Raw genomic sequence first — 26,584 nt, forward strand, 5'->3', positions numbered from 1 at the left:
AGTCTATTGGGATTTTGTAGATTGTACAAGGAAAATCTGTGAAAGAGGGGATTTATTGAAAGGTGAAGGGCTGGGGGATCCAGCCCTTTCATTCGTTATCGTTGGCGGTTGTAGCTTTTTTCCGCTTCATCAAATTTTTCTGCCACATCTTTAGCGACCGGAGAGAAAATTGACGAAGTAAGGGTAACGAAAGAGCAAGCTAAAAAGCCGGGAATAATTTCGTATAAGTTGGCGATGTCTTGCCAGTTTAAGGCGTGCATCAGTGGTTTCCACGCCACAACAGTTACCGCGCCTGCTAACATTCCCCATAATGCCGCGTTGGAGGTGATGTTGCGATTAAAGAGGGAAAGGATCACTAATGGACCAAAGGATGCACCAAAGCCAGCCCAAGCATAGGAAACTAAGCCCATTACTTTTGAATGGGGATCTTGTGCGATGACAATGGCGATAAGGGCAATGAGTAATACCATAACGCGGCCAACCCAAACTAACTCGGTACTTGACGCATTTTTGCGTAAGAAACCGTGATAGAAATCTTCGGTAATAGCGGCGGAACACATTAAAAATTGTGCCGATAGGGTACTCATAATGGCAGCGAGAATGGCGGATAGCACAATGCCCACGACCCAAGGATTAAAAATGGCTTTGGAGATCTCAATGAAGACAGATTCGGCGGAATCTAAAACGATACCTTTGACTTCAAAATAAGCTAAGCCAAAATACCCCACTGCACAAGCACCACCTAAGCACAGGATCATCCACGTGATCCCGATTGTACGCGCTTTATCAAGGGCTTTTACGGAATTGGCTGCCATAAAACGGGCTAAAATATGGGGTTGTCCGAAGTAACCTAATCCCCAAGAAAGGGCGGAAATCACACCAATACCTGAAACATTATAAAGCCAATTAGAATAAGGAATGCCCGTTTGTTGTGATTTTGCGGCTAAGGCAAGAGTGATTTCTTCCCAGCTAATGTTGAGTAACACAATCACTGGGGCGAGTAATAGGGCGAAAATCATCAGTGAAGCTTGAATGGTATCGCTCCAAGAGATCGCTAAATAACCGCCAATAAAGGTATAGGCGATGGTTGCCACCGCACCAAATATCAATGCGGTGGTGTAATCAATACCTAATAAACTTTGGAACAATTTTGCTCCTGCCACGACACCTGAAGCACAGTAGATGGTGAAGAAAAACAAAATTACCGAAGAAGAAAGAATTTTGAGTGATTTGGCTCGTTTAGGAAATCGCATTGCAAAATATTCAGGCAAGGTCAGTGCATTACCGTAATGCTCTGTGAACACCCGCAAACGTCCTGCTACAATGCGGTAGTTCAGATAAGCGCCGACAGTTAACCCGACAGCAATCCACGCTTCCGACAAGCCTGTAAGGAAAATTGCACCGGGTAAACCAAGTAATAGCCAACCAGACATATCTGATGCTCCAGCAGACATTGCGGTAACAAAGCTTCCCATTTTCCGACCACCTAAAATATAGTCGTTAAAATTTTTAGTAGAGATATAGGCATAGATCCCAATACCTAAAATAATTAATAAATACAATCCAAAAGCTGTGTAGATTTGATAATTCTGCATACTTTCTCCCTATAAAATTATTGTTCTTCAATTGCCATTAGGGTAGCGTTGCCCCCTGCGGCAGAAATATTCTCACTGCGTGAAAATTCATTATATAGCAAGGTCAGATCCTGATTGACTGTCCAATCATATAAACAGAAAATCGCAGGATTATGTTGTGCAAACCGCTGACGTGTTTGAGTATCAATCGGGGATACGAACACGGCTTTTTGCAAATGCTGTCCTTCTTCTAGGATATGTAGATGAGGTAATTGATAGCTCAACAGCGGATTATCTTTTTCTACAACAACATTAAATCCTGCTTGTTGTAACCGCTGATAAGCCGCAGTTAAACGAGCGTGGTTTTGACCGAGTAATAAAACAGAGGTGGTTTTATAATCAATGCTATTTAATTCCCCTGTAATACTAGGCAATACATTGTTTTTTGCAAGTACTGATGAATAATATTGTGATGTTTTGGTTAAACGTTGAACATAAAGTTCTCCACCTGCTTTTGGGCCTGTTCCAGATAAACCGTGTCCCCCAAAAGGTTGAACGCCGACCACCGCACCCACAATATTACGGTTAATATAGAAATTGCCACAGGCTAAATGCTGTTGTACAAATTCAATATTTTTGGTAATACGGCTATGACAACCACCTGTTAAAGCATAGCCTTTTGCATTGATTTTTTGTAAATAATCACCTAATTCTGTTTTTTTATAACGAACAAAGTGAAGAATTGGTCCGAATACTTCTCGATTAATTTGCGCTAAATTATCTATTTCATAAATAGCAGGCGCAACGAAATGCCCGAAAGTGGGTGATGATAACTCAAAATAACGGCGAGAAAATGACCGCGCTTGAGTTTGATAATTGACCAAATTTGCTTTCGCTTCTTCGTCTATAACAGGGCCAATATCCGTATTAAGTTGCTCTGGATTGCCGATAACCAATTCTTTCATTGCCTCAGTAAGCATTTGATATAAGCGATCAGCAATATCTTCTTGCACCAATAAAATGCGTAAAGCTGAGCAGCGCTGTCCAGCAGAATCAAAGGCAGAGCTTAATACATCAGTAATGACTTGTTCCAATAAGGCGGAAGAATCTACCACCATTGTGTTTAAACCGCCTGTTTCAGCAATTAGCACAGGGTGATCTTGCCGTTGTATAAGCTGTTTATTGATCAAATGTGCCACTTCTGTTGAACCGGTGAACATCACAGCATTAAATGGCTGAGCCACCAATGCCGCCCCTAAATCGCCAGCACCTAAGGTTAGTTGTAAGGTTTCTTTTGGCACGCCAGCTTGATGTAATAATTTCACGGCATAATAAGCAATCAGCGAAGTTTGTTCCGCAGGTTTGGCAATCACATTATTGCCGACTGCTAAGGCCGCAGCAATTTGCCCAGTAAAAATGGCGAGCGGGAAATTCCAAGGGGAAATACATAGTACATTGCCGAGCGGTGGGGCGAGTGCATTTTTGCTATCTAATAAACGGATTTGTTCTGCATAATAGCGTAAGAAATCCACTGCTTCTCTCAGTTCTCCAATGGCATTTGGTAACGTTTTTCCTGCTTCTTCAATGGCAAGGCGCAGTAACAAGCCGGTATTTTCTTGATAAAAATCCGCCGCTCTTTCTAAAATTGTTGCGCGTTCTTCCACGCTTTTTTCTTGCCAAATGCGAGATTGCATCGCCGTAAATACGGCAGGCACATCATCTGGTGACATGAATGTGGACGTTGGCAACATTTGTGCGGTATTCGCCGGTTTTCTGCCTTGATAGTGTTGCGCGGCTTGCACGGGGAAGGCGCAAAGCGATTGCACATCGGTATATTCTGCTTGATTTAATTGATCTTGTAGCGTGCGAAGCTGAATTTCATCACTTAAATTAAAGCCTTGTGAATTACGGCGATGCGGGAAAAGATCCGCAGGTAATTTAATCGCTTTATTTGGCTCACCATTAAAACGGGCAAATTTTTTCCAAGGGGCTTCAATTAATTCATTTACGGAAATCTGGTTATCTACTAATTGATGAACAAAAGAAGAGTTCGCACCATTTTCAAGTAATCGTCGTACAAGGTAGGCTAATAGGGTTTCATAGGTTCCCACTGGGGCATACACACGAACACGGCGGTTAAATTGATGCTCACCGACAACGTTATCGTAAAGCGTTTCTCCCATTCCGTGCAGACATTGAAACTCAAATTCTTTACCTTTACCTAATTCAGCAATAGTGGCTAAGGTTTGGATATTATGAGTGGCAAATTGGGGATAAATAACATCTTGCGCGTCTAATAATTTTTTTGCACAGCTAATATAAGAGATGTCCGTATGCACTTTACGCGTATAAACAGGGAAATCTTGCACACCTTCTGTTTGCGCCCATTTGATTTCGCTATCCCAATAGGCACCTTTTACCAAGCGTATCATCATTTTACGTTGAAAACGGCGGTTTAATGCAATGATATAATCTAAGACATAAGGACAACGTTTAGAATATGCTTGTACGACAAATCCTATGCCATTAAACCCTTCAAGATCAGGATCTTGCAATAATTTTTCGAGCAGATCTAACGAAATTTCAAGGCGTGCCATTTCTTCCGCATCAATATTCAAACCGATATTGTATTGTTTTGCCAGAACAAAAAGCTGTTTTAAACGCGGATAGATTTCATTCATCAAACGATCTTGTTGAGAACGAGAATAACGCGGGTGAATTGCTGATAATTTTACCGATACGCCATTTGCGTCATATACGCTACGCCCTGCAGCCTGTTTACCCACAGTGTGAATGGCATCCACATAATCTTGTAAGTATTTATCTGCATCTTCCATAGTCATTGCTGCTTCACCAAGCATATCAAAAGAAAAACAATAGCCCATTTTTTCTCTTGTACTAATATTTTTCAGGGCTTTTTCTATCGTTTCGCCGGTAACAAATTGTTCACCTAAAATGCCCATCGCTTTTTCAATGGCTTTTTTCATTACGGGCGCAGAAAGGCGGGAGAAACTTTTCATCAAAGCAGAAGAAAGTGCTGTTTCATCTAAATTAGCACTGATTTTATTGCCAAGCATCAAACCTAAGCTCGCTGCATTGGTAAAGAGCGAGCCTGATTTTTTCAAATGAGATTGCCAGTTACCAAGTTGAAGTTTATCGTTGATTAACTCATAACGCGTTTGCCCATCGGGGATGCGTAAGAGGGCTTCTGCTAAGCACATCAAGGCAATCCCTTCATCACAGCCTAAGGAAAATTCGTGCATTAACGCATCAACGCCATAATGTTTTTGCTTTTTACTACGGATTTTGCTGATTAATTCTCGGGCGAGTTTTTCAATGGATGATTCTTGTTGTGGTGTGAAATCTAAGGTTTGGACTAGTTGGCTTACTGCAGACTGTTCTGTACAGCTATAATGCGCACTGATCATTTTACGAAGTTCGGGTTCTACACTGGGTAGAGGAGAGTAGTGATAGCTCATAAGATGCTCCATATAAAATTTGGCTTTATTTGTTAATGGAATGTTAAAGATTGTAATGAAATTTTAAAAAGAAGGAATATGAAATGTTGAAAAATGTGATAGAGGTCAAAAAATAGTCTTTAAAGTTGGAGGCTTATTCGTAGAAAAAGATGACAAAATGAAAGTGCGGTGATTTTTTGTGGCATTTTTATGGAGATAAGGTGAAAAAAAAGCCCTTTCTAGGAAAGGGCTGAAAATATTTGGAGTCATACTTTTTAGGGTATGCAGAGGATTATACGGATAAAAATGTTATTTGCAACATTTTATTAACAAATTTTTAATAATTCTTTAAATTTTAAGTTGAGCTAAGAAAAAGGCGAGCTAACTTGCTCGCCAATGGAAGTGATTATTTGCTCTCAGCGTGAGGGTTACGCGTGTTGGTGTTCACCAAATTTCGCATTAGTAAGGCATAATTCAAATCCAAATCCTCTGGTACATCGAGGAAAACAAAATGCCCATCGCCTAAGGCGGCTTCGACTTCTTCACCTTTGCGATTAAGCATACGATTAATTTTGAATACGATATTGCCTTTTGGGGTCATTAATTCAACCTCATCACCAAGTAAGAATTTATTTTTTACTGCCACTTCGGCCAAACCGTCTTTACGTACACCGGTGGATTCACCAACAAATTGCTGACGCTCAGAAATGCTATAACCATAATCATAATTTTGGTATTCATCGTGCGTATGGCGGCGTAAAAAGCCTTCTGTATAACCGCGATGAGCAAGGCTTTCAAGCGTATCCATTAAGCTTTCATCAAAAGGTTTGCCTGCAGCCGCATCATCAATGGCTTTACGGTAAACCTGAGCTGTTCTCGCACAATAATAGAAAGACTTCGTACGCCCTTCAATTTTTAACGAATGCACACCAATTTGAGTGAGTTTTTCAACGTGTTGCACGGCGCGTAAGTCTTTGGAATTCATAATATAGGTGCCGTGTTCATCTTCAAAGGCAGACATTTTTTCTTCTGGTCGTTGGCTTTCGGCAAGTAAGAAGACTTTATCTGTGGTTTGCCCTTCGCCTAAAGTTGGGGCAACATTCTTAATGGGAATTTCATTGCCAACAATATTGCCCACTTCATCTTCTTTGCCTTCTTCTACCGAATATTCCCAACGGCACGCATTGGTACAAGTGCCTTGATTTGGATCACGCTTATTAATATAACCTGAAAGCAAGCAACGCCCAGAATACGCCATACACAACGCACCGTGTACGAAAATTTCAATTTCCATATCTGGCACTTGTTGGCGGATTTCGGCGATTTCATCAATGGAAAGTTCACGCGATAAAATCACACGAGTTAAGCCCATTTGTTTCCAGAATTTGACCGTTGCCCAGTTCACGGCATTGGCTTGCACAGAAAGATGAATGTCAATATCAGGAAAATGTTCACGCACAAGCATAATCAAACCGGGGTCAGACATAATTAAGGCATCTGGCTTCATTTCCACCACAGGCTGAAGATCTTTAATAAAGGTTTTTAATTTGGAATTGTGCGGGGCAATATTGACCACCACATAGAATTTCTTACCTAAAGCGTGTGCTTCATCAATCCCAATTTTTAAATTGGCGTGGTTAAATTCATTGTTGCGAACACGCAAGCTATAACGTGGTTGTCCTGCATAAACAGCATCTGCACCATAAGCAAAAGCATAGCGCATATTTTTTAATGAACCTGCGGGGGAAAGCAGTTCGGGTTTGAATGTGGTTGTCATAAATTTCTCTTTGTGTCTGATTACAAGTCAGGCATTCACTCAAGGCAAATGCGTAAAGGCGGTTATTGTAGGGGGATTTTGTGATTTGTAAAGCTTAAAAAATACCAAATATAGGAACTAATTATTTTTAGTTATTTGTTGCTTTTTTGTTAAGTTATGCTTAATATTAAACTGAAGAGATAAGTTGTTGTTTTCTCTAACTCGGGTTGTTACTTGTAGTTTTAGTATCAACAGGTTATTTTGCGTCCTTAACTTTGTGATAAGGACTTCCTATCTAAGGACTTCCTATCTAAGGACTTCCTATCTAAGGACTTCCTATCTAAGGACTTCCTATCTAAGGACTTCCTATCTAAGGACTTCCTATCTAAGGACTTCCTATCTAAGGACTTCCTATCTAAGGACTTCCTATCTAAGGACTTCCTATGAAAAATATATTAACGAGAGAAGAATATCTTGATATTTCTGTATTAAGTGAACCACTTGCGTGTGTTATGCATGCTTATCGCCGATTACCTGAAACTTTACATATTGATGTAATTACTATTTTGGGAGCTGGTCCAATCGGAACATTACACGCATTATACGCACATAGATTATATCCCTTAGCATCAATTCAAATGATTGAGCCTGATGATACAAGAAGAGAGCTAATTAAAGGTTTACTTCCCTTTGTTTCCGTATTTAGAGAATATAACAGTTTTGATTTGAGTAAATCTAATCTTACTGTTGTTGCCACTAGTTGCCCTAAAGCTCAAACTTCAGCTATTGAAGTGTCTTCCGAATATGGCATTGTTATATTGTTCTCGGGGATTAATCATAAGAAAAAAGATGAGTTACCAATTTATGAAGGACAGGATCTAGAACATATACATAGAAATGAAGAAGTGGTTGTTATTTCCAAAAATATTAGATTGATAGGTTCTTCGGGTTATCATCCTGCAGAAATAGATTTATCTTTGGAAGAGTTGATTAATCACTACCACTATTATAAGGTTGTTCAAACAGAAGTTGTTAATGGATTGGGGAATAATATTATTGGAAATCAAACTTTGCTTGAGCCTGCAATTATAAAATTATTAAATGATCAAAATTTCTCTCAAAATTACTTAAAAGTTTTATTTAGGCACGAACCATTTCCAAGTAGAGAAACGAGAGTTATTTTTACAAATAATGGTGTTGGTTTGGATTATTTTAATAATTTAAAACCAGAAAGAGGCGAAGTTTTAGTTCGTATATTAAGATCCAGTATTTGTCAAACAGATCGAAGAGTATTACAGGGATTAAAAAATAATGATATAAAAGAAGGAACTATTTTAGGTCATGAAGGAACAGGTATTATTGTGTCTGTTGGGGAAGGTGTTAATGAGGAATTAATTGGAAAAACTTGTGCAATTTTGCCTCATTATTTAGCGAAGGAGGATAGCTGTAATCAAATTGGTATGGGGTATTTATCACCAGATATGAAACATTTGGGTATTCATATAAATGGTTGTTTTGCTACATTAGCAACGTTCCCATTATGTTGCATTAGAGAACATTTACATTTTATAAATTAGGATAGGAGGTGTTTTATGAAATCAGAGAAAGTTAGTTTTCCTGTACAAGCCATTTTATTTGATATGGACGGTACATTAATTGATTCAAGTAAGGCTTGTGCGCGCATCTGGGGACGTTGGGCTGCGCATTATGGATTGAATACAGAGGAAGTAATTCATCAATCCCACGGTCGGCGACCAGAAGATACTGCACGTAGTATTTTGGGTGATAATGCAGATATTCAGGCAGCCGTGGCGTTGTTTACGCAAGAAGAAGCAAAAGAAACAGATGTAACAACCATTGCTGGTGCTAAAGCTTTATTAGATAAAATACCACAAGGAAAGTGGGCAATTGTTACCTCTTCAACAGAAAATATTGCTAAAGAACGTTTGCAATATTGTAATTTGCCGTTGCCAAAATCTTTGATTACAGCGGAAAAAGTCAGCGAAGGTAAACCGCATCCTGAAGGCTATCTCAAGGCGGCGGAAGAGCTTGGTGTGGATATTCAGCATTGTGTGGTTATTGAAGATGCTCCAGGTGGTATTGAAGCTGGTCATCGTGCTGGAGCAAAAGTCATTGTACTTACTACCACTTATCCTGTTTCAGCCTTTAATGATGAGTTTGTGATTGGTAACCTTGAAGCTATTGAGTTTAATCTGTATGAAAATGGAGAAATGAGCTTGTCTTTTATACCCATTAACTAATTAGAGATGACTATATTTTACGGTATTATCAAAAATTGAGAGGCTATAAAACAAGTGATCTGCCCCAAAGACCGGATACCCAATTTGAGGTGCAGATCATCTCCCATTCTTATCAATTTCGTTTAGAAAGTATCAAACAGCTGACCGAGCAGGATATTGCTATCGGAGAAGTGACTAAACGTTATCAGATTTCTCATGCTCTTGCCATTAAGTGGCTAAAAGCCTTTCGTGAAAGAGGCTTAGAGGGGGGGAAATCGTCTTTTACTCAACCTAAAATACTCAAGCCCAAAATTAAGAAAAAAGAGATTAATGTTCCTGAACTCACTGATTTATCCCCAATCATTTAAAAAATTGCAACGTGATCTGGTTTTCACGCATGAAGAGATGGCTTATTTAAAAAAGTTGGAGGAGTTAAACCGACAAAAACGACGGCAGAAAAATCGACGCTAATGGATTTGGCAAATTGAGAAATTATCGACTATCAGTTTGCAAGACGCCCCAACTTTCCCTTGGAAAAGATGCTGGAACAAGGGTTAAGCCAATTAAGTGCCACGGATTGCCCTATTATTCACAGCGACCAGGGCGTCCTTTATAGCACAAACGTTTGGTGAAAAATACTGGAGGGGGGCGCGATACTGAGTATGAGCCGACGAGGGAATTGCCATGATAATGCGGTAATGGAGAGTTTCTTTGCGATTTTGAAATCCGAGTGTTTTTATACGCGTAGCTATACGTCGATAGCGGAATTGTAAGCTGAACTTGAGGAATATGTGGTGTATTACAACCAAAAACGTATTAAAAAGGCTGAGTCCTGTTCAATACAGAACTCAGTATTTATAGTTTAACAATCTGTCCAATTTTGGGGGGGCAGATCACTTACAGAGGGGATCATTGTTGTTCTGGCGTTAAGGTACTAGGATTGGCGGTAATATTTCATCATTCAGCCAAGTTTTATCTCCCTCTTTTTTAATTTGAATGGTGTAATTATCACCGTTTTCTTTTAAATAAGGGTTAAGTTCTCCTTCAGGATAGAGCCAATCATTAATTAATGACCAAGAAATAGACTGTTTATCTTTCAATAAATTAGCTTTAAATAACTTATTCACGATAGAAAAATAAAGATCAAACTCTGTTTTCTGCCATTTTTCTAATAATAAGGTTGAGGTGGTTTTATCTTGTTGCTCTTCTAAAATACCAGATTTTAGATTGAGTTTTCCTTCAAAAGGGGTAAGTGAGGTGGAAGGATAAGTATCTATTTCTCCACTTAATGTTGCATTTTCAATATTAATAGCAATATTTTTAATTGGTTGATAAACGAGTAAGTCCGTATCCTCATCGGCATTAAGATATTTATCACAGGCAGCTTGATAAATAAGATTGCTACAAATATTAAGCGGAATCAGTGTTCCAACATTTGTTACGCTAAATGGAAGGCTAAATTTTCCATTTTTTAATTGAAATTGCTCTTTTTTATTAATGTAGCTTCCTAGTGTGAGTTCAATATTTTCATTATCTTGTTTTTCTTCAGATATAGCACCGCTTGCTCCGATCGTTATTTCTTTAAGTTCGATATTATCATCTAAAGTAAATTCATCTATTTTAAATAACGCTTGTTGTGATTGGTTGTAATCTTGTGCTAAGGTTTTTAAGGCAGAAATAAAGGTGCTTTTCTCTTTTTCTACTTGCTTAGCTTCTTGTTTCGTTTCTGGTGATTTGGCTTTGGAAAATAGTTGAATAGTTGATTTTAACAATGCTAGCTGCGTGGCAAGATTTACATTTTTATTGTTACCCTCAAATTGTATTCCTTTGATTTGAAAATGTTCATTTTCACCTTTGTTTTGACAAGATTTTAATGCAAGCGCATAGTTACTTTGTGCTTGAGATAAGTCAGAAAAATTTCCTTTTAAGAAAGATGAGAAATTATCAAAAGAAACGCCCTGATCTTTTTCTTTATGTGTAAAGGTTAAGTTTTCAAAAGTAAAACTGAGTTCACTTTCTTTATTTTGAAAGAGTAAATCTAAAGCTTGGTCGATAATTTCTACTGTATTGAGTTCATTTTTATTGTTGAGTAAATGCAATAATTTTACATAGCTAAGTTGATTGGGAATCTCTTTTTGTGAAGCATTAAGCGCAACATTTTTGAATTGAATCGTAGAATGTTTAGGGTTTTTATCTGTAATAGTCAGCCCATCAGCATTTATTTTAGCACTTAAATTATAATTGCTACCAGCATCAGATTTATCTAAATTAAAATCTAATTTTTTTAATTTGATATTTGTGTTATCCCCATTTAATAAATAGACATCCCCATCTTTAAGCTTAATGGAAATATTTTCAATATCATATTGATTATCATCAATAGGAATAAGTGTTGCATCAGCAATAAGATCGTGAATCTTTGAATTAGCATCATAATTAAAGCCAGACAAATGACTTTGCACGTCCATTAGATGGCTTTTAGGTTCAAAATTCAGATCAATAACAAGTGTTTGTGATTTATTGGCAAGATCGCGAAATTGTGTATAAATATTTGATTGGAAATAATCACCAATCACGGAAAATTTACTTGTGATATTATTTTTATCAATAGTAACTTTAAAATTTTTATTTAATTCTTTTACAAAGCTTGGGACAAGGGCTGAATCCGCAAACACAGCAAAAGGCAGTGCGGTAAGTTTTGTTTGAATCATTTCACTTGATGTGTTGGTACTATCACCAGAGAGTTTGAAAATAAGTTCGCGACTGAAGAAATTTTTCTTTTTTTCAACCACATCTAATTGAAATTTATTTTGCAATGAATAAGGGAATTTTTGCAGAATGTAATCAATTTTATGATTGGTGTAAATTTGTGCGCCTAAAGCTAATGTGGCAGCAATCAAGGATAGTGAACCAACAATTTTTACTTTTTTATTCATAGACTTTCCTAACTTTAGGGATTGATTTTCCAAAAGTATAGCCGATTTATCGGTGAGCGATAAGAGCTTTGCTATGAATTTGTTTCATAAAATAATGAAATTTTTAAAATTGACACTACAGTGCTTTCCCATTATCTTATAGCCGTAAAGCAGTCTAAACGTATAAGAATGAAAAGGAAGAATGTATGAGCTATGCAAAAGAAATTGATACATTAAACAACCATTTATCAGGCATTAACGGCAACATCAACGTATCATTTGAATTTTTTCCGCCAAAAAATGAGAATATGGAAAAAATTTTATGGGATTCTATTCATCGTTTGAAAGTCTTAAAACCTAAGTTTGTTTCGGTAACTTATGGGGCAAATTCAGGCGAACGTGATCGTACTCATAGTGTCGTGAAGCATATTAAACAAGAAACGGGCTTAGAAGCCGCACCGCATCTCACTGGAATTGATGCCACCCCAGATGAATTGAAACAAATTGCCCAAGATTATTGGGATAACGGTATTCGCCGTATTGTCGCATTGCGCGGTGATGAACCGGCAGGATACGATAAAAAACCTTTTTATGCCTCTGATTTAGTGGAATTATTACGTTCTGTAGCAGATTTTGATATTTCTGTGGCAGCCTATCCTGAAGTGCATCCTGAAGCAAAATCTGCACAAGCGGATTTAATCAATTTAAAACGTAAAATTGATGCGGGAGCGAACCACGTTATTACCCAATTTTTCTTTGATATTGACAGCTATTTACGTTTCCGTGATCGCTGTGCTTCTATCGGGATTGATGCCGAAATTGTTCCCGGAATTTTGCCAGTAACGAATTTCAAACAGCTACAAAAAATGGCAGCGATCACCAATGTGAAAATACCAGCTTGGTTGGCTAAAATGTATGAGGGATTAGATAATGATCCTACAACAAGAAACTTAGTGGCAGCCAGTGTAGCGATTGATATGGTACGCGTATTATCTCGAGAAGGCGTGAAAGATTTCCATTTCTATACCCTTAACCGCAGTGAACTTACTTACGCTATCTGTCATACCCTTGGTGTGCGTCCAGAGTAAACGTATTAAGCAGAAATGGGGAAAACCTCATTTTTGCTTTTTTATGGCTTAAATTGTCAAACTAACTGCAACACTTTATCAAAATAAACTTCATAAGGTGTTTTCCAGTTTAAACATTTGCGTGGTCGGTGATTTAATTTATCGACCACGGTTTGTATTTGTGCTTCTGAAAAGAGCGTAATGTCTCGACCTTTCGGAAAATATTCCCTCAGTAAACCGTTCGTGTTTTCATTTGTTCCTCTTTGCCAAGGTTGGTGAGGCAATGGAAAGTAAAATTCAACCTGAAGTCGTTCCGTTACCTGCTGATGTTTTGCAAACTCCTTCTCTCTATCTGGGATAATGCTCTCTAAAGGCTGATTTTGCAAGGGTTCAGCCATTACCTTGGCAACGCTTTCTGCTCGCTTTGCGGGCAATTTTCTGACGAGGGAAAAACAGCTTTTTCTATCAGTCAAGGTCAATAAACAGGCTTTGCCTGTTACGCCCAACACCGTATCCGCTTCCCAATCGCCTAAACGGCTTCGCGCCTCGGCTTCGCTTGGTCGTTCGGTTAAATGATGACTAATAGGGATTTTCCCGCGTTTTTCCACATAGTCATTGGTATGCCGCCTTTTCCCGCTATGACGGAGTTTCCGAATCGCCCCTCTTGCCCCGTGCGATAACCCTTTCTCATCAAACCACCCAGTATAAATCCCTCGGTAAATATTGGCAAAGCTAATAGAAAATCTGCTTTGTTCGTATTTCAAACGAGCGGCAATTTGCTCTGGCGACCAATTCTCTTGTAAGAACTTTTGCTTAACAAAATCAAACAATTTCAGGTCGGCTCTTTCGCTTGGGTTTTGGTGTCCCAAAGTTAAACCGAAATTCGCATTCTTTCAAGAATAACGGAAAAGATTTCTTGTCAATTTCGTTATATTTTCTTAGTACTCGTTTAGCCTGATTCCAGAAATTTTCAATCTCATTAATGTGATTTTTTGTTTCTGCGAAATGAGTTGAATGATTAATTCTGACGTGCTTAAATTCGCTTATATCTAGCACATCGTAGCTGTGATAGTAATCGGTATAAACAACGCTATCAGGCATAATTTTCCTTTTAATTACAGGAGGTAAGGTGTTAGTCTTAGTCTTAGTATTTTCAACAATAACCGTATAGGCTTTTCCTTCTCGTTTCAGCATACCAAAAACTGCTGTTTTACCCTTAGCACCTCGTCCCCTTTTTCCTTTTCTTTTTCCACCAAAATAGCTTTCATCAAGCTCAATTTCACCAGCAAAAATCTCGTTGGCATCTTGGGCTAAATGGTCGCTAATCGCCTCCTTGATTTTGCGATAAAAGAGGGCGGCTGAATTAGGGTTAATTTCCAGTAAATTTGCTGCTGAACGAGCTGCCACTTCAAGTACAAAAAATTCTAGCAGTTTTTTCGGTATAGATTTCTTGAGTTTACAATGAGTTATCTTTATTTTTATAGACTAATATAACTGTTAATCTAATACAGCCCCTAAATCATTATCTTAAGCATAACTAACATTTATTGCCGACTTGTCAGCATTTAGCCAAAATAACCCATAGAGGAGCATTAATTTTATTATCTAATTTAAAGTTTGATTGGCAAAATTTCTTTTGCATAACAATGAAAGTTATGCTTTAATTTTTGAATAAAATTTCACTATATGTGATTAAATATTTATTTGGTGGTAATTATGGAAGGTCAATATGCCAATGATGTTTAAAAAATCGGTGCTTGCTGTAATGTTAGGGGCTTTAGCTGCTGGTCAGCTTTATGCTGCCGAGGTGCCAGAAGGAACGCTTTTAGCGGAAAAACAAGAATTAGTATGGAATGTGGGGGCTAATCCAGCAACCTTAGATCCACAAAAAATAGAGGGCGTTGTTGAAACAAATTATGCTCAGCAATTATTTGAAACTTTAGTTATTTCTGATGAAAAAGGAAGGATAAAACCCGGTGCGGCAATTTCTTGGGAACATAGCAATGATTTTAAAACGTGGACCTTTCATTTACGTCCAAATGCAAAATGGTCTAATGGTGATCCTGTTGTTGCAGGGGATTTTGTGTATGCTTGGCAACGTTTAGCTGATCCAAATACCGCTGCACCTTATGCAACCTTTTTAGAATTTGTGCAATTAAAAAATGCTGCTCAAGTTGTATCAGGTAAGCTACCTGTAAGCGAATTGGGCGTTGAAGCAAAAGATGAGCATACTTTAGTCCTTCATTTGATAGAACCTGTTCCCTATGTTGATAAATTAGTTGAGTATATCGTACTTGCACCAGTAAATAAAAAAGTGATAGAGCAGTTTGGCAGTGAATGGACTAAACCGGGTAATTTAGTTGGAAACGGGGCATTTATTTTAAAATCAGCTGTGGTGAATGAAAAAACGGAATTAGAACGTAATCCATATTATTGGGATAATAAACATACGCGATTAGACAGGGTAACTTTATTACCTATTGTGTCTTCTTCAACTGATGTGGCTCGTTATCGTGCTGGTGATGAAGATGTGACTCATGGTGAAATGCCAATTGAATCTTATATAAAAATTAAAAATGATTTGCCTGATGAACTTTATCATACGCCATTACTTTGTACTTATATGTATGAAGTCAATATGCAAAAATCACCATTTAATGATGTTAAGGTACGTAAGGCATTATCTTTGGCGTTAGAACGTAGCCTCTTAACGGATAAAGTATTACAACAAGGGCAGAATGTTACTTATAGCTTTACTCCAACGTTTATTAATGGAGGGGAAAAGATCACAAAACCAGAATGGGCTAATTGGTCACAAACACAGCGTAATCAAGAGGCAATAAAATTATTAAAAGAAGCTGGATTTGATAGCAACCATCCTCTGAATTTTAAGTTGTTGTATAACACTTCAGATAACTACAAAAAATTAGCCAGTGCAACACAAGCCATTTGGAAGAAAAATTTACAAGGTATCGTAAATGTTACCTTAGAGAATCAGGAGTGGAAAACTTATCTCGATTCTTTACATCAAGGTAATTTTGAGGTTGCACGAGTTAGATGGTGTGCAGATTATAATGAAGCGACGACGTTTCTGAATTACTATCTATCCAATAGCACAAATAATATCTCTTCTTATAAAAGTGCAGAATATGATAGATTGGTTTCTTCATCATTTAATGAGCCAATGGAAGAAAAAAGAGCAGAAATTTATGCGCAGGCAGAAAAAGTGTTAGAAAAAGATACCGCACTTATTCCTGTATATAATTATGTGTCTCCTCGTCTGATCAAACCTTGGGTAAAAGGTTTTGCGGTACAACATCCGGGGCAAAATTATTATCTAAAAGATGTTTATATTATTAAACATTAAGCGGTAGCCCAGAACCTATTACAGCAGCATTTTAAACTAATACAGCGAGACATTGTCTCGTTGTATTGTTTACATTATTTTCATCATACGTTTTTTGAAGCATTAAACCTACATCACTTTAGATAATACACATTTTTTTCGTTATTTTCATAAATGAAATGTGTCAATGAATCTCAAATAAGACAATTCCCAATGATTTCGCAATTTCTTATTTACAAGTTTAAAAAATTCCTTTATTAATTAAGACCATTTTATAAAAAATCAGGAGTAAATATGCACACTTTATTTAAAAAATCATTACTGTCGGCATTATTAGGATTGTCTTTATCAGTAGGGACTGCAATGGCGGCGAATGTGCCAGAAGGCACGCAATTAGCGGATAAGCAAGAATTAATCTGGAATGTGAGTTCAAACCCTGCCACCCTTGATCCTCAGAAAATGGAAGGTGATGTTGAGGGGAATTATGCACGTCAACTATATGAAACATTAGTGATTTCTGATGCGAAAGGGCATATTATACCCGGTGCGGCGAGTTCTTGGGAACACAGTGACGACTTTAAAACGTGGACATTCCATTTACGCCCTGAAGCGAAATGGTCTAATGGCGAGTCCGTAGTGGCTGGCGATTTTGTTTATGCCTGGCAACGTTTAGCTGATCCTAAAACAGCCTCACCTTATTCAAGCTTCCTTGAGTTCGTTAAATTAAAAAATGCTGATCAAGTGATTGCTGGCAAACTTTCACCCGCTGAGTTAGGGGTGGAGGCGAAAGACGATCATACGTTAGTGTTGCATTTAACGGAATCCGTTCCTTATGTGGATAAATTGGTTGAACATTATGTATTAGCGCCAGTGAATAAACACGTCGTAGAACAGTTTGGTGATAATTGGACAAAACCCGGGAATTTAGTTGGTAATGGGGCGTTTGTATTAAAATCCGCGGTGGTTAATGAAAAAGCGGAATTAGAACGTAATCCATATTATTGGGATAATGCACATACCGTATTAGAAAAAATCGTATTATTGCCGATTGAATCCGCTTCAATAGATGTCTCTCGTTACCGTGCTGGTGATGAAGATATGACAGGAAAAGAAATCCCAATTGAACTTTATGCCAAAGTCAAAAAAGAGTTGGGGGATGAATTAACACACGCCCCGCAACTTTGTACTTATCTTTATGAAATTAACACCGCCAAAGCGCCATTTGATAATCCTAAAGTGCGTAAAGCCTTGTCTTTAGCGCTAGAGCGTGAAATTTTAACGGATAAAATCTTACAACAAGGTCAAAAACCTGCTTATATTTTTACCCCACCATTTATCAATGGCGCGGAAAAAATGGTAAATCCTGAATGGGCGAATTGGACACAAGATCAGCGTAATCAAGCTGCGCTTAACCTATTGAAAGAAGCGGGATTCGATAAATCACACCCATTAAATTTTAACTTATTGTATAACACCTCAGACAACCATAAGAAATTGGCGAGTGCAGCACAATCTATTTGGAAGAAAAATTTACAAGGGGTTGTCAATGTAACCCTAGAAAACCAGGAATGGAAAACCTATCTAGATACGCGTCATCAAGGCAATTTTGATGTAGCGCGTGCGGGTTGGTGTGCCGATTATAATGAAGCGAGTACGTTCTTAAATTATTATTTATCTAACAGTGCAAATAATACGGCATTCTATAAAAACGCTGCTTATGATGCCTTGATTGCTTCCGCATTTAACGCACAAAGTGATGAACAACGTGCTGAAATTTATGCACAAGCAGAGCAAATATTAGACAATGATACTGCGCTGATCCCCGTTTATCATTATGTGCAGCCTCGCCTGATTAAGCCTTGGGTGAAAGGTTTTGCTTATGCACATCCTGCACAAAATTATTATTTAAAAGACGTTTATATTATTAAACATTAATCTTTTTGCACCCGCACATTGTTTACATTATTAAGTGCGGGTGTTTTTTTCATTATTTTTATCTTTGTGGGATAACATTATGCTTAAATTAATTTTTCGCCGTATCTTAGAGGCGATCCCAACCCTATTTATTTTAATCACGGTTTCTTTTTTTATGATGCGACTTGCCCCCGGTAGTCCATTTTCCAGTGAAAAAAATTACCCCCCAGAAGTGATTGCAAATATCGAAGCAAAATATCACTTAAATGAGCCACTTATGGTGCAATATGGGATTTATTTGAAAGATTTAGCGCACGGTGATTTTGGTCCTTCCTTTAAATATAAGGATTACACGGTTAATCAGCTTGTTGCACAATCTTTCCCTGTTTCCTTAAAGTTAGGTTTTTCTGCCTTTTTAATCGCACTGATATGTGGCATTTCTGCTGGTGTGATTGCGGCATTAAAGCAAAACAAGTGGCTAGATTATTTAATAATGACCTTTGCAATGACGGGCGTTGTTGTACCGAGTTTTGTTGTTGCGCCGTTGTTAATATTAATTTTTTCGATTACGCTGAAATGGCTTCCCTCTGGCGGTTGGGAAGGGGGACAGCTAAGTAATATTATCTTACCAATGATCGCGCTTTCTTTATCCTATATTGCCAGCATTGCTCGAATTATGCGTAGTTCAATGATTGAAGTATTGCATTCAAATTTTATCCGTACGGCAAAAGCGAAAGGATTACCGATGTCGCGTATTATCTTAAAACACGCATTACGTCCCGCGTTATTACCTGTGATCTCTTATATGGGGCCGGCATTCGTTGGGATTATTACCGGATCAATGGTGATTGAAAGCATTTTTGTTTTGCCCGGAATTGGTCAGCTTTTTGTTAATGGCGCGTTAAACCGAGATTATTCTTTAGTACTCAGTTTAACCATTTTAGTGGGAACATTAACCATCGTTTTTAATGCCATCGTCGATATTTTATATGCGGTGATTGATCCGAAAATTCGTTATTAATGGAGTGCCAAAAAAATGATAAAAACAAAAGAAAATCAAGCACTGATGGAAAAATTGGGCGAGCAATTAGAACGGGTTGAAGGACGCAGTTTATGGCAAGATGCAAGACGCCGTTTTTTCCGTAATAAAGCGGCGGTGATGAGCTTGTTTGTGCTATTTTTAATTTTACTTTTTGTCACCTTTGCGCCAATGTTAATGCCTTTTAGTTATGATGACACGGATTGGGCAATGATGGCTTCACCGCCAGATGTTGAATCAATGCATTATTTAGGCACAGACGGATTAGGGCGAGATCTTCTGGTTCGCCTTGCCATTGGTGGACGAATTTCCTTATTAGTAGGGATTGCCGGCGCATTTATCGCCGTTTTAGTTGGTACGCTTTATGGGGCAACAGCGGGGTATGTGGGCGGCAAAACCGATGCCATTTTAATGCGTATTTTAGAGATTTTATATTCTTTCCCTTTTATGTTTTTTGTGATCCTATTGGTGACCTTCTTTGGGCAAAATATTTTGCTTATTTTCGTGGCAATAGGGATGGTCTCTTGGTTGGATATGGCGCGTATCGTGCGTGGACAAACGCTCAGTCTCAAACGCAAAGAATTTATCGAAGCAGCGATTGTATGTGGTGTTTCGCCTCGACAAATTGTATGGCGACACATCGTTCCAAATGTGTTAGGTGTTGTCGTGGTTTATGCCTCTTTACTCGTGCCGGGAATGATCTTATTTGAATCCTTTTTAAGTTTCTTAGGGCTAGGTACGCAAGAACCACTTAGTAGCTGGGGCGCATTATTAAATGATGGGGCAAAATCAATGGAAGCCACCCCTTGGCTACTGATTTTTCCAGCGGTTTTTTTAGTAATTACATTATTTTGTTTTAATTTTATTGGTGATGGCTTGCGTGATGCGCTTGATCCAAAAGATCGATAAGGTGAGAAAATGAAAAACGAAAAACACCCTCTCCTTGATGTACAAGATTTAAGAGTCACCTTCAAAACACCAGATGGTGAGGTTACCGCCGTGAATAATTTAACCTTTACCCTCAACGCAGGGGAAACCCTCGGTATTGTTGGGGAGTCAGGCTCGGGCAAATCACAAACTGCCTTTGCATTAATGGGATTATTGGCGGATAACGGTAAAACCTCTGGTTCTGCTCGTTTTAATGGAGAAGAAATTTTAGGTTTATCCTCATCACAATTAAACCGCTTAAGAGCGGAGCAAATTGCGATGATTTTCCAAGATCCAATGACCTCGTTAAATCCTTATATGAAAATTGGCGAGCAGCTAACCGAAGTGCTGGTCTTACATAAAGGGTACAGCTATAAGCAAGCCTTTGAAGAATCCGTAAAAATGTTAGATGCGGTGAAAATGCCAGAAGCACGTAAACGAATGGCAATGTATCCGCACGAATTTTCTGGTGGTATGCGTCAGCGTGTTATGATCGCAATGGCATTATTATGCCGTCCAAAATTATTGATTGCCGATGAACCAACCACCGCCTTAGATGTAACAGTACAAGCACAGATTATGACTTTATTAAATGAGTTAAAACACGAGTTTAATACAGCAATTATTATGATTACTCACGATCTCGGCGTGGTGGCAGGGAGCTGTGATCAAGTGCTGGTGATGTATGCGGGAAGAACAATGGAATATGGTTCAGCGAAAGAAATTTTCTATCAGCCAACGCATCCTTACTCCATTGGTTTAATCAATGCAGTGCCACGCTTAGATTCTGAAGAAGATAAACTCTTAACGATTCCGGGCAATCCGCCGAATTTATTACATTTGCCAACAGGCTGCCCGTTTAGCCCACGTTGCCAATTTGCGACGGAACAATGTAAAGATAGCCCATTATTAGAGGAATTTGCACCAAATCGTTTACGCGCGTGTTTTATTGCCCCTACTCAGCTGCTAAGAGGAAATTAAGATGAAAAAATTATTACTTGAAGTCGAAGATCTTAGCGTACATTTCAACGTGCAAAGCAACGAAGGCTTTTTATTTAAGAAAAAGCAAACCTTGCACGCGGTAAACCACGTCTCGTTTAAATTATATGAAGGAGAAACCTTAGGCGTGGTAGGTGAGTCTGGTTGTGGAAAATCCACCCTTGCTCGTTCGATTATTGGTTTGGTGAAATCCGCAGGTGGCAATATTTTGTGGCTAGGTAACGATCTCAGCCAACAAAGCGAAAAACAGTGGCACAGCACGCGTAAAGATATTCAAATGATTTTCCAAGATCCCTTGGCATCACTCAATCCAAGAATGACGATTGGAAATATTATTGCTGAGCCACTGAAGATTTACTTCCCGCATTTATCTGCACAAGAAGTCAAAGAGCGTGTGCAAGCAATGATGTTAAAAGTAGGCTTATTGCCAAATTTAATTAACCGCTATCCACACGAATTTTCGGGCGGTCAGTGTCAGCGTATTGGCATTGCTCGTGCATTGATTATTGAGCCTAAACTGATTATCTGTGATGAACCTGTTTCTGCTCTTGATGTTTCCATTCAAGCACAGGTGGTCAATTTACTTAAATCGTTGCAAAAAGAAATGGGGTTATCACTGATTTTTATTGCACACGATTTAGCTGTGGTAAAACATATTTCTGATCGCGTTCTGGTGATGTATTTAGGTAATGCGGTGGAGTTGGGGACTTATGACAAGGTCTATCACGAAACCAAGCATCCTTACACCAAAGCGTTGATGTCTGCTGTGCCAATCCCAGATCCGAATTTGGAACGAGGTAAAAAAATTCAGCTACTCGAAGGTGATCTCCCTTCCCCGATCAATCCCCCTTCTGGTTGCGTGTTTCGTACTCGCTGCCCATTAGCGGATACAGAATGTACATTAAGCAAACCGCGTTTAACGGGGAATAATCAGCACTTGGTTGCTTGCTTTAAAATATAACTGTAGCAGTTGAAATTAAAGTGCGGTATTTTTTCAATAGATTTTTTATTGTAAAAATCAAAGAAAAAGCACCGCACTTAATGATCGGATTAGTTTAAATATTTAAATACCTTGATAACCTTTACAACTCCAGCCACATTGCGAGCAATCTCTGTTGCGGCATCGGCTTGTTGTTGAGTGAGGTTTCCCATTAAGAACACTTCACCGTTTTCAGTGATGACTTTGACATCGGTGGCTTTTACCCCTGAATTGACAAAGAGTTTGGATTTAATTTGGGTGGTGATCCAGCTATCTTGACTGATTTGTCCAAGAGAGATAGGGGAACCTACTCGCAGTTCATTATAAACTTCAGAAACATTATCAACACCTTTGGCAAGCCCTGTGGCAATTTCTTTTAGATTTTCATTTGGCACTTGCCCGATAAGTAGAATCCTTCCGCCATATGAAACCACATTGATTCGAGCTTCGCTATCAAGTTGTTGATCTTTATTAATGGCGTGTAGAACTTTTTCTTCAAGGGTTTCATCATCAACCTGTGTTCCCACTGTTCTTGGATCGGTGGCGACTTTTGTTGCTACGGCTGTTGCCCCAACAATGCCGGCAACCGTGGCGCTAACGCAGCCTTGTAGTAAGAATGCGCTGCCGAGAATTAGGGCTAGTTTTTTTAAATTCCTTGTTTTCATTGTTGTACTCCTTTTGGGTTGTAAGCGGTTGAGTGCTAGGAATGAGAAAAAAGCGTGTGGTCAATTAACTCACAAATCGTATTAATAATAAAGAGATGATGCTCCAAAATACGGCTTTCTTTTACTGTTGGTGCGGTGATTTCCAAATCCTGTTCTGTCAGAAAGCCTTGAATATGATCGTTATTCGCGCCCGTTAATGCGATGACACTGATTTCTTTATTTAGTGCGGAATTAATGGTATCTAGCACCATTTCTTCATTACCAAAAGGGGAAAATACCACCAACAGATCCCCTTGTTGTGCGACGGCATTAAATTGGCGTTGATAAAATTGCTGTTTAGGGCGATCGGCGATAATAGCGGAGCCAATCGCATTATCTAAACTCAGTAGTACAGAGGGAAAGCTCGGGCGTTCTAATTCATAGCGATTGAGTAAATTCGCCACCAGAAATTGTGCATTGGCGTAAGATCGCCCTTGCCCGCAGACGATAATTTTATTACCACGCAATAAGCAGGCGACGATGTTTTGCACGGCTTGAAAAATTGCATTGGGCAATAAGCTTGAGGCTGAAATCTGGGTTTGTATGCTTTCGCTATAAAGATCTTTTATTTTATCTAACATTGTGATTTATCAGGCTTATTCATCAAGAAAATTGGGAATCCATTGTAGGTCTTGTATTGTATTACCAAATGCCACTAAATCAAAACGACAATCGGTATCTTCGAGGCTACAATCTTGTTTAGCCAGCCACATATTGGCGGCATCTAACCATTTTTGCTGTTTTTGCCAATCTACGCTTTCCACCGCAGAGCCAAAAAAATCATTTTTTCTTTGCCGCACTTCGACAAACACAATGGTATCGCCATCTTGCATAATCAAATCAAGTTCACCACATTTAAAGTGTTGGTTGGCGGCAATAAATTTTAGCCCTTTGGATTGTAAAAAAAGGCGAGCTTGTTGCTCAAAGCTCGCCCCTTGATGACGTTTAGATTTAAACATAATTAATTGCTTAATACCACCACGGAGGCATTTTGGTATTGATACCACGTCATTTCTCGTTCGATATTACAGTTCGGACCCGCACTTAATTTACCGGTTAAACCGTTGATATTGAATCCCGGAACTTGACGTAATTCATTAAATTGATTGATTAACAACCACGCATCAGCACCCATAGCATATAAACGCATTAAGGAGTAATCACCATTGGTAACGCTTGCTACTTTTTTATATTGTGCAGAATCCACATCTTTAAAGAAAGGAATATCACTAAATTCTAACCCATCCATTAATAAGCGATATTCAGGCGTGTTGTTTGAGGAATTACTGCGTGAACTTGCGAATAACTTCAGGTTAATATTGCTGTTATCAATTGCCAGTTTAATATCACTAAGCTGATTGTTCGTTGCCACAATATATAACGCTTGAATAGGTTGGCTTAAGCCTGATTGGAGCGTATAAGTGATGTCATCGGCATTATTATAAAATTTGATATTGGCATCTGTACCTGAAAGTTGTTGCCAGCGGGTGTTAAATGCAGAGGCCGTACGGCGACCAAGATCGCTTTGTGGCACAATGATAAATGGGTTTTGAATACCTTGATCCCAAATGCGATTTGCGGCAGATTCAGCTTCGTCTTCAGGCGCTAAGCCATAATAGCAGAGCTGACCAATTGCTCGAGAATTTTCAGTAGAATTTAAGGTAAGCACGTTTAGCCCTTGCAATAAGTCAGGGCGGTTGGTTAATTTATCTACATTTTGTTTTAACAACGGACCGACAATGGTATTAATTCCCTCTAGTTTGGCTTGTTCAATGATATTTTCCACTGGTGTAGCAAGGGTATCAAAAACTTTAACCTGAATATCCGAATTCCCTCTTGCATCATCAAATCCGCGTTTAATGGTGCTACCAATGATCTGCGCATCGCCACTTAATGGAAGCAGTAGGGCAACTTGGTTTAATTGTGTTTGTTGGAAATTAAATAACCCTTGCAGTTCTGTTGGGAAGAGATAACTTGCGCTATGTCTTGGATAAGCCGCTTTCCAGCTTTGTAAGGCTTGGCTTAATTGTGCTGGGTGATTTAAGTTATCATTATATGCTTTAGCTAATGCTAACCAGCCACCTAATGCGGCACTGCCTTCTGCCGATGTGTTGTTAATTAAGCCACGGTTTGCATTGCGTAATAATGCCCAAGTGCGGTCATTATTTTCTTGTTTTCTTTGGCTGTCCGTTAATAGGGAATCAATTTGAATACGCGCTTTCACGGCATTCATAATTTGATTACGATTTTTGGCTACACGCGCCACAACCTCATAATAGCGCGCTTGTTGTGAAGGGCTTAATAAGGCAAGATTAATCGCCTTTAAACGGCTATCCGCCGCTTTATTATTCCCTTTCATCGCCGCAATATGCGCTTCAATGATCGCTTTATCAAGTAGCTGTTCTTCATTGAGATCGTTTAATTCTGCTAACATCGCTTGAGCTTGAGGGATTTTATTCTCACGCACTAAAACACGCGCGGCAAGTAATTTATAGGTTTGTTGATCTTCAAGATTTTGCGTGCGTTGAATTTGATTGATGTAATATTCAGAACTGGCATTTGCATCGTTTTTCAGCACATTTGTGAAACTGTTTCCAAATAAATTGGTACAGCCCGCTAAAAGCAATGCAAATAAAAAAGGCATTAATTGATTTTTTAAATTAATGCGTTGTAATAGAATAGTCATAATTACTCCGTTGTTGAAAACAATCTCGGGGATCTTACTTATCTCAATAATTAAAATCAAATAAAAGAAGTAAAAATGGACAATTTAACTGGAATTTTATATATCGTGGCAACACCCATTGGCAATTTGCAGGATATTACGCAACGTGCTTTACAAGTATTGGAACAAGTGGATTTAGTTGCCGCTGAAGACACCCGTCATAGTGGCTTATTACTTAGCCATTACGGCATTAAAAAGCCTTTTTTTGCACTGCACGATCATAATGAACAACAAAAAGCCGATATTTTATGCGAAAAACTGTTGCAAGGGACAAGCATTGCATTAATTTCTGATGCAGGTACGCCACTGATTAGCGATCCGGGCTTTCATTTAGTCAGAAAGTGTCGCCAAGCGGGGATTAAAATCGTCCCAATTCCCGGCGCGTGTGCGGCGATTGCGGGGCTTTGTGCCTCAGGCATTGCGTCAGATCGTTTTTGCTTTGAAGGCTTTTTGCCTGCCAAATCCAAAGCACGTTGCGATAAATTAGAAAATCTTGCAAAAGAAGACCGCACTTTGATTTTCTATGAATCCACCCACCGCATTTTAGATTGTCTTGCGGATATAGAAAAGGTGTTCGGTGCAGAACGTTATGTAGTGCTAGCACGAGAGCTGACTAAAACGTGGGAAACGATTTACGGTGATGAGATAGGGGCATTACGTCAATGGGTCAGTGACGATCCAAATCGCAGCAAAGGCGAAATGGTGCTGATTGTAGAAGGCAATGTGAAGTGCGAGGAGGAAAGTTTTTCACCACAAGCCATCAAAGCCTTAGCACTTATCGCAAAAGAACTTCCACTCAAAAAAGCCGCGGCTATTGTCGCCGAGCTTTATGGTTATAAGAAAAATGCGTTGTATCAGTTTGGGTTGGAGAATTTGTAACGTGATTTTCGTACAAATTTATTTTCCCTCAACCCTATAATCAACGGGGAATTTCGGTATAA

The 26,584-nt window shown here is 38.7% G+C and carries 21 protein-coding genes and 1 pseudogene; 12 read left to right on the forward strand and 10 right to left on the reverse strand.

From position 1 onward, the window contains the following. Positions 1 to 95: 95 nt before the first annotated feature. The 3 genes from putP to trhP all read right to left on the reverse strand — a co-directional run bounded on the left by putP (position 96) and on the right by trhP (position 6,809). Complete coding sequence (gene putP / locus L4F93_RS09265; RefSeq protein ID WP_250350022.1) at positions 96 to 1,595, reverse strand: sodium/proline symporter PutP; 1,500 nt, start codon at positions 1,593 to 1,595, stop codon at positions 96 to 98. A 17-nt stretch (positions 1,596 to 1,612) separates the two neighbouring features. Next, positions 1,613 to 5,053 carry a bifunctional proline dehydrogenase/L-glutamate gamma-semialdehyde dehydrogenase PutA gene (gene putA, locus L4F93_RS09270; protein WP_250350023.1) on the reverse strand — a complete coding sequence of 1,147 codons (3,441 nt, stop codon included), beginning with the start codon at positions 5,051 to 5,053 and terminating at the stop codon, positions 1,613 to 1,615. 385 nt (positions 5,054 to 5,438) lie between these two features. After that, positions 5,439 to 6,809: a prephenate-dependent tRNA uridine(34) hydroxylase TrhP gene (gene trhP / locus L4F93_RS09275; RefSeq protein ID WP_250350024.1), complete on the reverse strand. Its 1,371-nt coding sequence runs from the start codon at positions 6,807 to 6,809 to the stop codon at positions 5,439 to 5,441. 422 nt (positions 6,810 to 7,231) lie between these two features. On the opposite strand from trhP, the gene L4F93_RS09280 reads away from it, so the two are divergent. The 4 genes from L4F93_RS09280 to L4F93_RS09295 all read left to right on the forward strand — a co-directional run bounded on the left by L4F93_RS09280 (position 7,232) and on the right by L4F93_RS09295 (position 9,801). Beyond that, entirely contained in the window at positions 7,232 to 8,365 is a 1,134-nt protein-coding gene (locus tag L4F93_RS09280; protein ID WP_250350025.1) for an alcohol dehydrogenase catalytic domain-containing protein, read from the forward strand. A gap of 15 nt (positions 8,366 to 8,380) precedes the next feature. Further along, positions 8,381 to 9,049 carry an HAD-IA family hydrolase gene (locus L4F93_RS09285; RefSeq protein WP_250350026.1) on the forward strand — a complete coding sequence of 223 codons (669 nt, stop codon included), beginning with the start codon at positions 8,381 to 8,383 and terminating at the stop codon, positions 9,047 to 9,049. A gap of 35 nt (positions 9,050 to 9,084) precedes the next feature. After that, positions 9,085 to 9,396: a helix-turn-helix domain-containing protein gene (locus L4F93_RS09290; RefSeq protein WP_250350027.1), complete on the forward strand. Its 312-nt coding sequence runs from the start codon at positions 9,085 to 9,087 to the stop codon at positions 9,394 to 9,396. A 330-nt stretch (positions 9,397 to 9,726) separates the two neighbouring features. After that, on the forward strand, positions 9,727 to 9,801 hold the full coding sequence (locus L4F93_RS09295; protein ID WP_250351670.1) for an IS3 family transposase: 75 nt from the start codon (positions 9,727 to 9,729) through the stop codon (positions 9,799 to 9,801). Positions 9,802 to 9,954: 153 nt separating this feature from the next. Here L4F93_RS09295 and L4F93_RS09300 read toward each other — a convergent pair whose 3' ends face one another. Beyond that, positions 9,955 to 11,964, reverse strand: a complete 2,010-nt coding sequence (locus L4F93_RS09300; RefSeq protein ID WP_250350028.1) for a hypothetical protein — start codon at positions 11,962 to 11,964, stop codon at positions 9,955 to 9,957. A gap of 185 nt (positions 11,965 to 12,149) precedes the next feature. On the opposite strand from L4F93_RS09300, the gene metF reads away from it, so the two are divergent. Further along, positions 12,150 to 13,031 (forward strand): methylenetetrahydrofolate reductase, encoded by an 882-nt coding sequence (metF, locus tag L4F93_RS09305; protein WP_250350029.1) that lies wholly within the window; start codon positions 12,150 to 12,152, stop codon positions 13,029 to 13,031. 56 nt (positions 13,032 to 13,087) lie between these two features. Here the strand turns inward: metF and L4F93_RS09310 are convergent. Beyond that, positions 13,088 to 13,837, reverse strand: a pseudogene (locus L4F93_RS09310) (IS30 family transposase); the annotation flags it as partial. Further along, entirely contained in the window at positions 13,833 to 14,486 is a 654-nt protein-coding gene (locus tag L4F93_RS09315) for an IS1595 family transposase (RefSeq protein ID WP_250351671.1), read from the reverse strand. The pseudogene L4F93_RS09310 and the gene L4F93_RS09315, both read right to left, overlap by 5 nt. A 253-nt stretch (positions 14,487 to 14,739) precedes the next feature. On the opposite strand from L4F93_RS09315, the gene L4F93_RS09320 reads away from it, so the two are divergent. The 6 genes from L4F93_RS09320 (at position 14,740) to oppF (ending at position 22,196) form a co-directional block, all read left to right on the forward strand. After that, a complete protein-coding gene (locus L4F93_RS09320; RefSeq protein ID WP_442778837.1) occupies positions 14,740 to 16,377 on the forward strand; it encodes an ABC transporter substrate-binding protein in 1,638 nt (545 codons plus the stop codon). 273 nt (positions 16,378 to 16,650) lie between these two features. Beyond that, entirely contained in the window at positions 16,651 to 18,291 is a 1,641-nt protein-coding gene (locus L4F93_RS09325; protein ID WP_250350031.1) for an ABC transporter substrate-binding protein, read from the forward strand. Between the two features lie 79 nt (positions 18,292 to 18,370). Then, positions 18,371 to 19,291: an oligopeptide ABC transporter permease OppB gene (gene oppB / locus L4F93_RS09330; RefSeq protein ID WP_250350032.1), complete on the forward strand. Its 921-nt coding sequence runs from the start codon at positions 18,371 to 18,373 to the stop codon at positions 19,289 to 19,291. A gap of 15 nt (positions 19,292 to 19,306) precedes the next feature. Then, the gene (oppC, locus tag L4F93_RS09335; protein WP_250350033.1) at positions 19,307 to 20,218 is read left to right on the forward strand and encodes an oligopeptide ABC transporter permease OppC; all 912 of its coding nucleotides are present in this window, start codon (positions 19,307 to 19,309) and stop codon (positions 20,216 to 20,218) included. A 9-nt stretch (positions 20,219 to 20,227) separates the two neighbouring features. Then, on the forward strand, positions 20,228 to 21,217 hold the full coding sequence (locus L4F93_RS09340) for an ABC transporter ATP-binding protein (protein WP_250350034.1): 990 nt from the start codon (positions 20,228 to 20,230) through the stop codon (positions 21,215 to 21,217). Position 21,218: 1 nt separating this feature from the next. Continuing rightward, positions 21,219 to 22,196, forward strand: coding sequence for a murein tripeptide/oligopeptide ABC transporter ATP binding protein OppF (oppF, locus tag L4F93_RS09345; protein WP_250350035.1), 978 nt, complete (start codon positions 21,219 to 21,221; stop codon positions 22,194 to 22,196). An 89-nt stretch (positions 22,197 to 22,285) separates the two neighbouring features. Here the strand turns inward: oppF and dolP are convergent, their stop codons facing one another. The 4 genes from dolP to L4F93_RS09365 are packed head-to-tail and all read right to left on the reverse strand — an operon-like array spanning position 22,286 to position 25,604. Beyond that, positions 22,286 to 22,879, reverse strand: coding sequence for a division/outer membrane stress-associated lipid-binding lipoprotein (gene dolP, locus L4F93_RS09350; RefSeq protein WP_250350036.1), 594 nt, complete (start codon positions 22,877 to 22,879; stop codon positions 22,286 to 22,288). A gap of 35 nt (positions 22,880 to 22,914) precedes the next feature. Beyond that, positions 22,915 to 23,499, reverse strand: a complete 585-nt coding sequence (locus L4F93_RS09355) for a D-sedoheptulose-7-phosphate isomerase (RefSeq protein ID WP_250350037.1) — start codon at positions 23,497 to 23,499, stop codon at positions 22,915 to 22,917. A gap of 15 nt (positions 23,500 to 23,514) precedes the next feature. After that, positions 23,515 to 23,877, reverse strand: a complete 363-nt coding sequence (locus L4F93_RS09360; RefSeq protein ID WP_250350038.1) for a YraN family protein — start codon at positions 23,875 to 23,877, stop codon at positions 23,515 to 23,517. Between the two features lie 2 nt (positions 23,878 to 23,879). Further along, a complete protein-coding gene (locus tag L4F93_RS09365) occupies positions 23,880 to 25,604 on the reverse strand; it encodes a penicillin-binding protein activator (protein ID WP_250350039.1) in 1,725 nt (574 codons plus the stop codon). A 75-nt stretch (positions 25,605 to 25,679) separates the two neighbouring features. On the opposite strand from L4F93_RS09365, the gene rsmI reads away from it, so the two are divergent. Continuing rightward, a complete protein-coding gene (gene rsmI, locus L4F93_RS09370; RefSeq protein WP_250350040.1) occupies positions 25,680 to 26,522 on the forward strand; it encodes a 16S rRNA (cytidine(1402)-2'-O)-methyltransferase in 843 nt (280 codons plus the stop codon). Positions 26,523 to 26,584 lie beyond the last annotated feature (62 nt).

This window comes from Avibacterium sp. 20-132, from assembly GCF_023611925.1.
Taxonomy (GTDB): Bacteria; Pseudomonadota; Gammaproteobacteria; order Enterobacterales; family Pasteurellaceae; genus Avibacterium.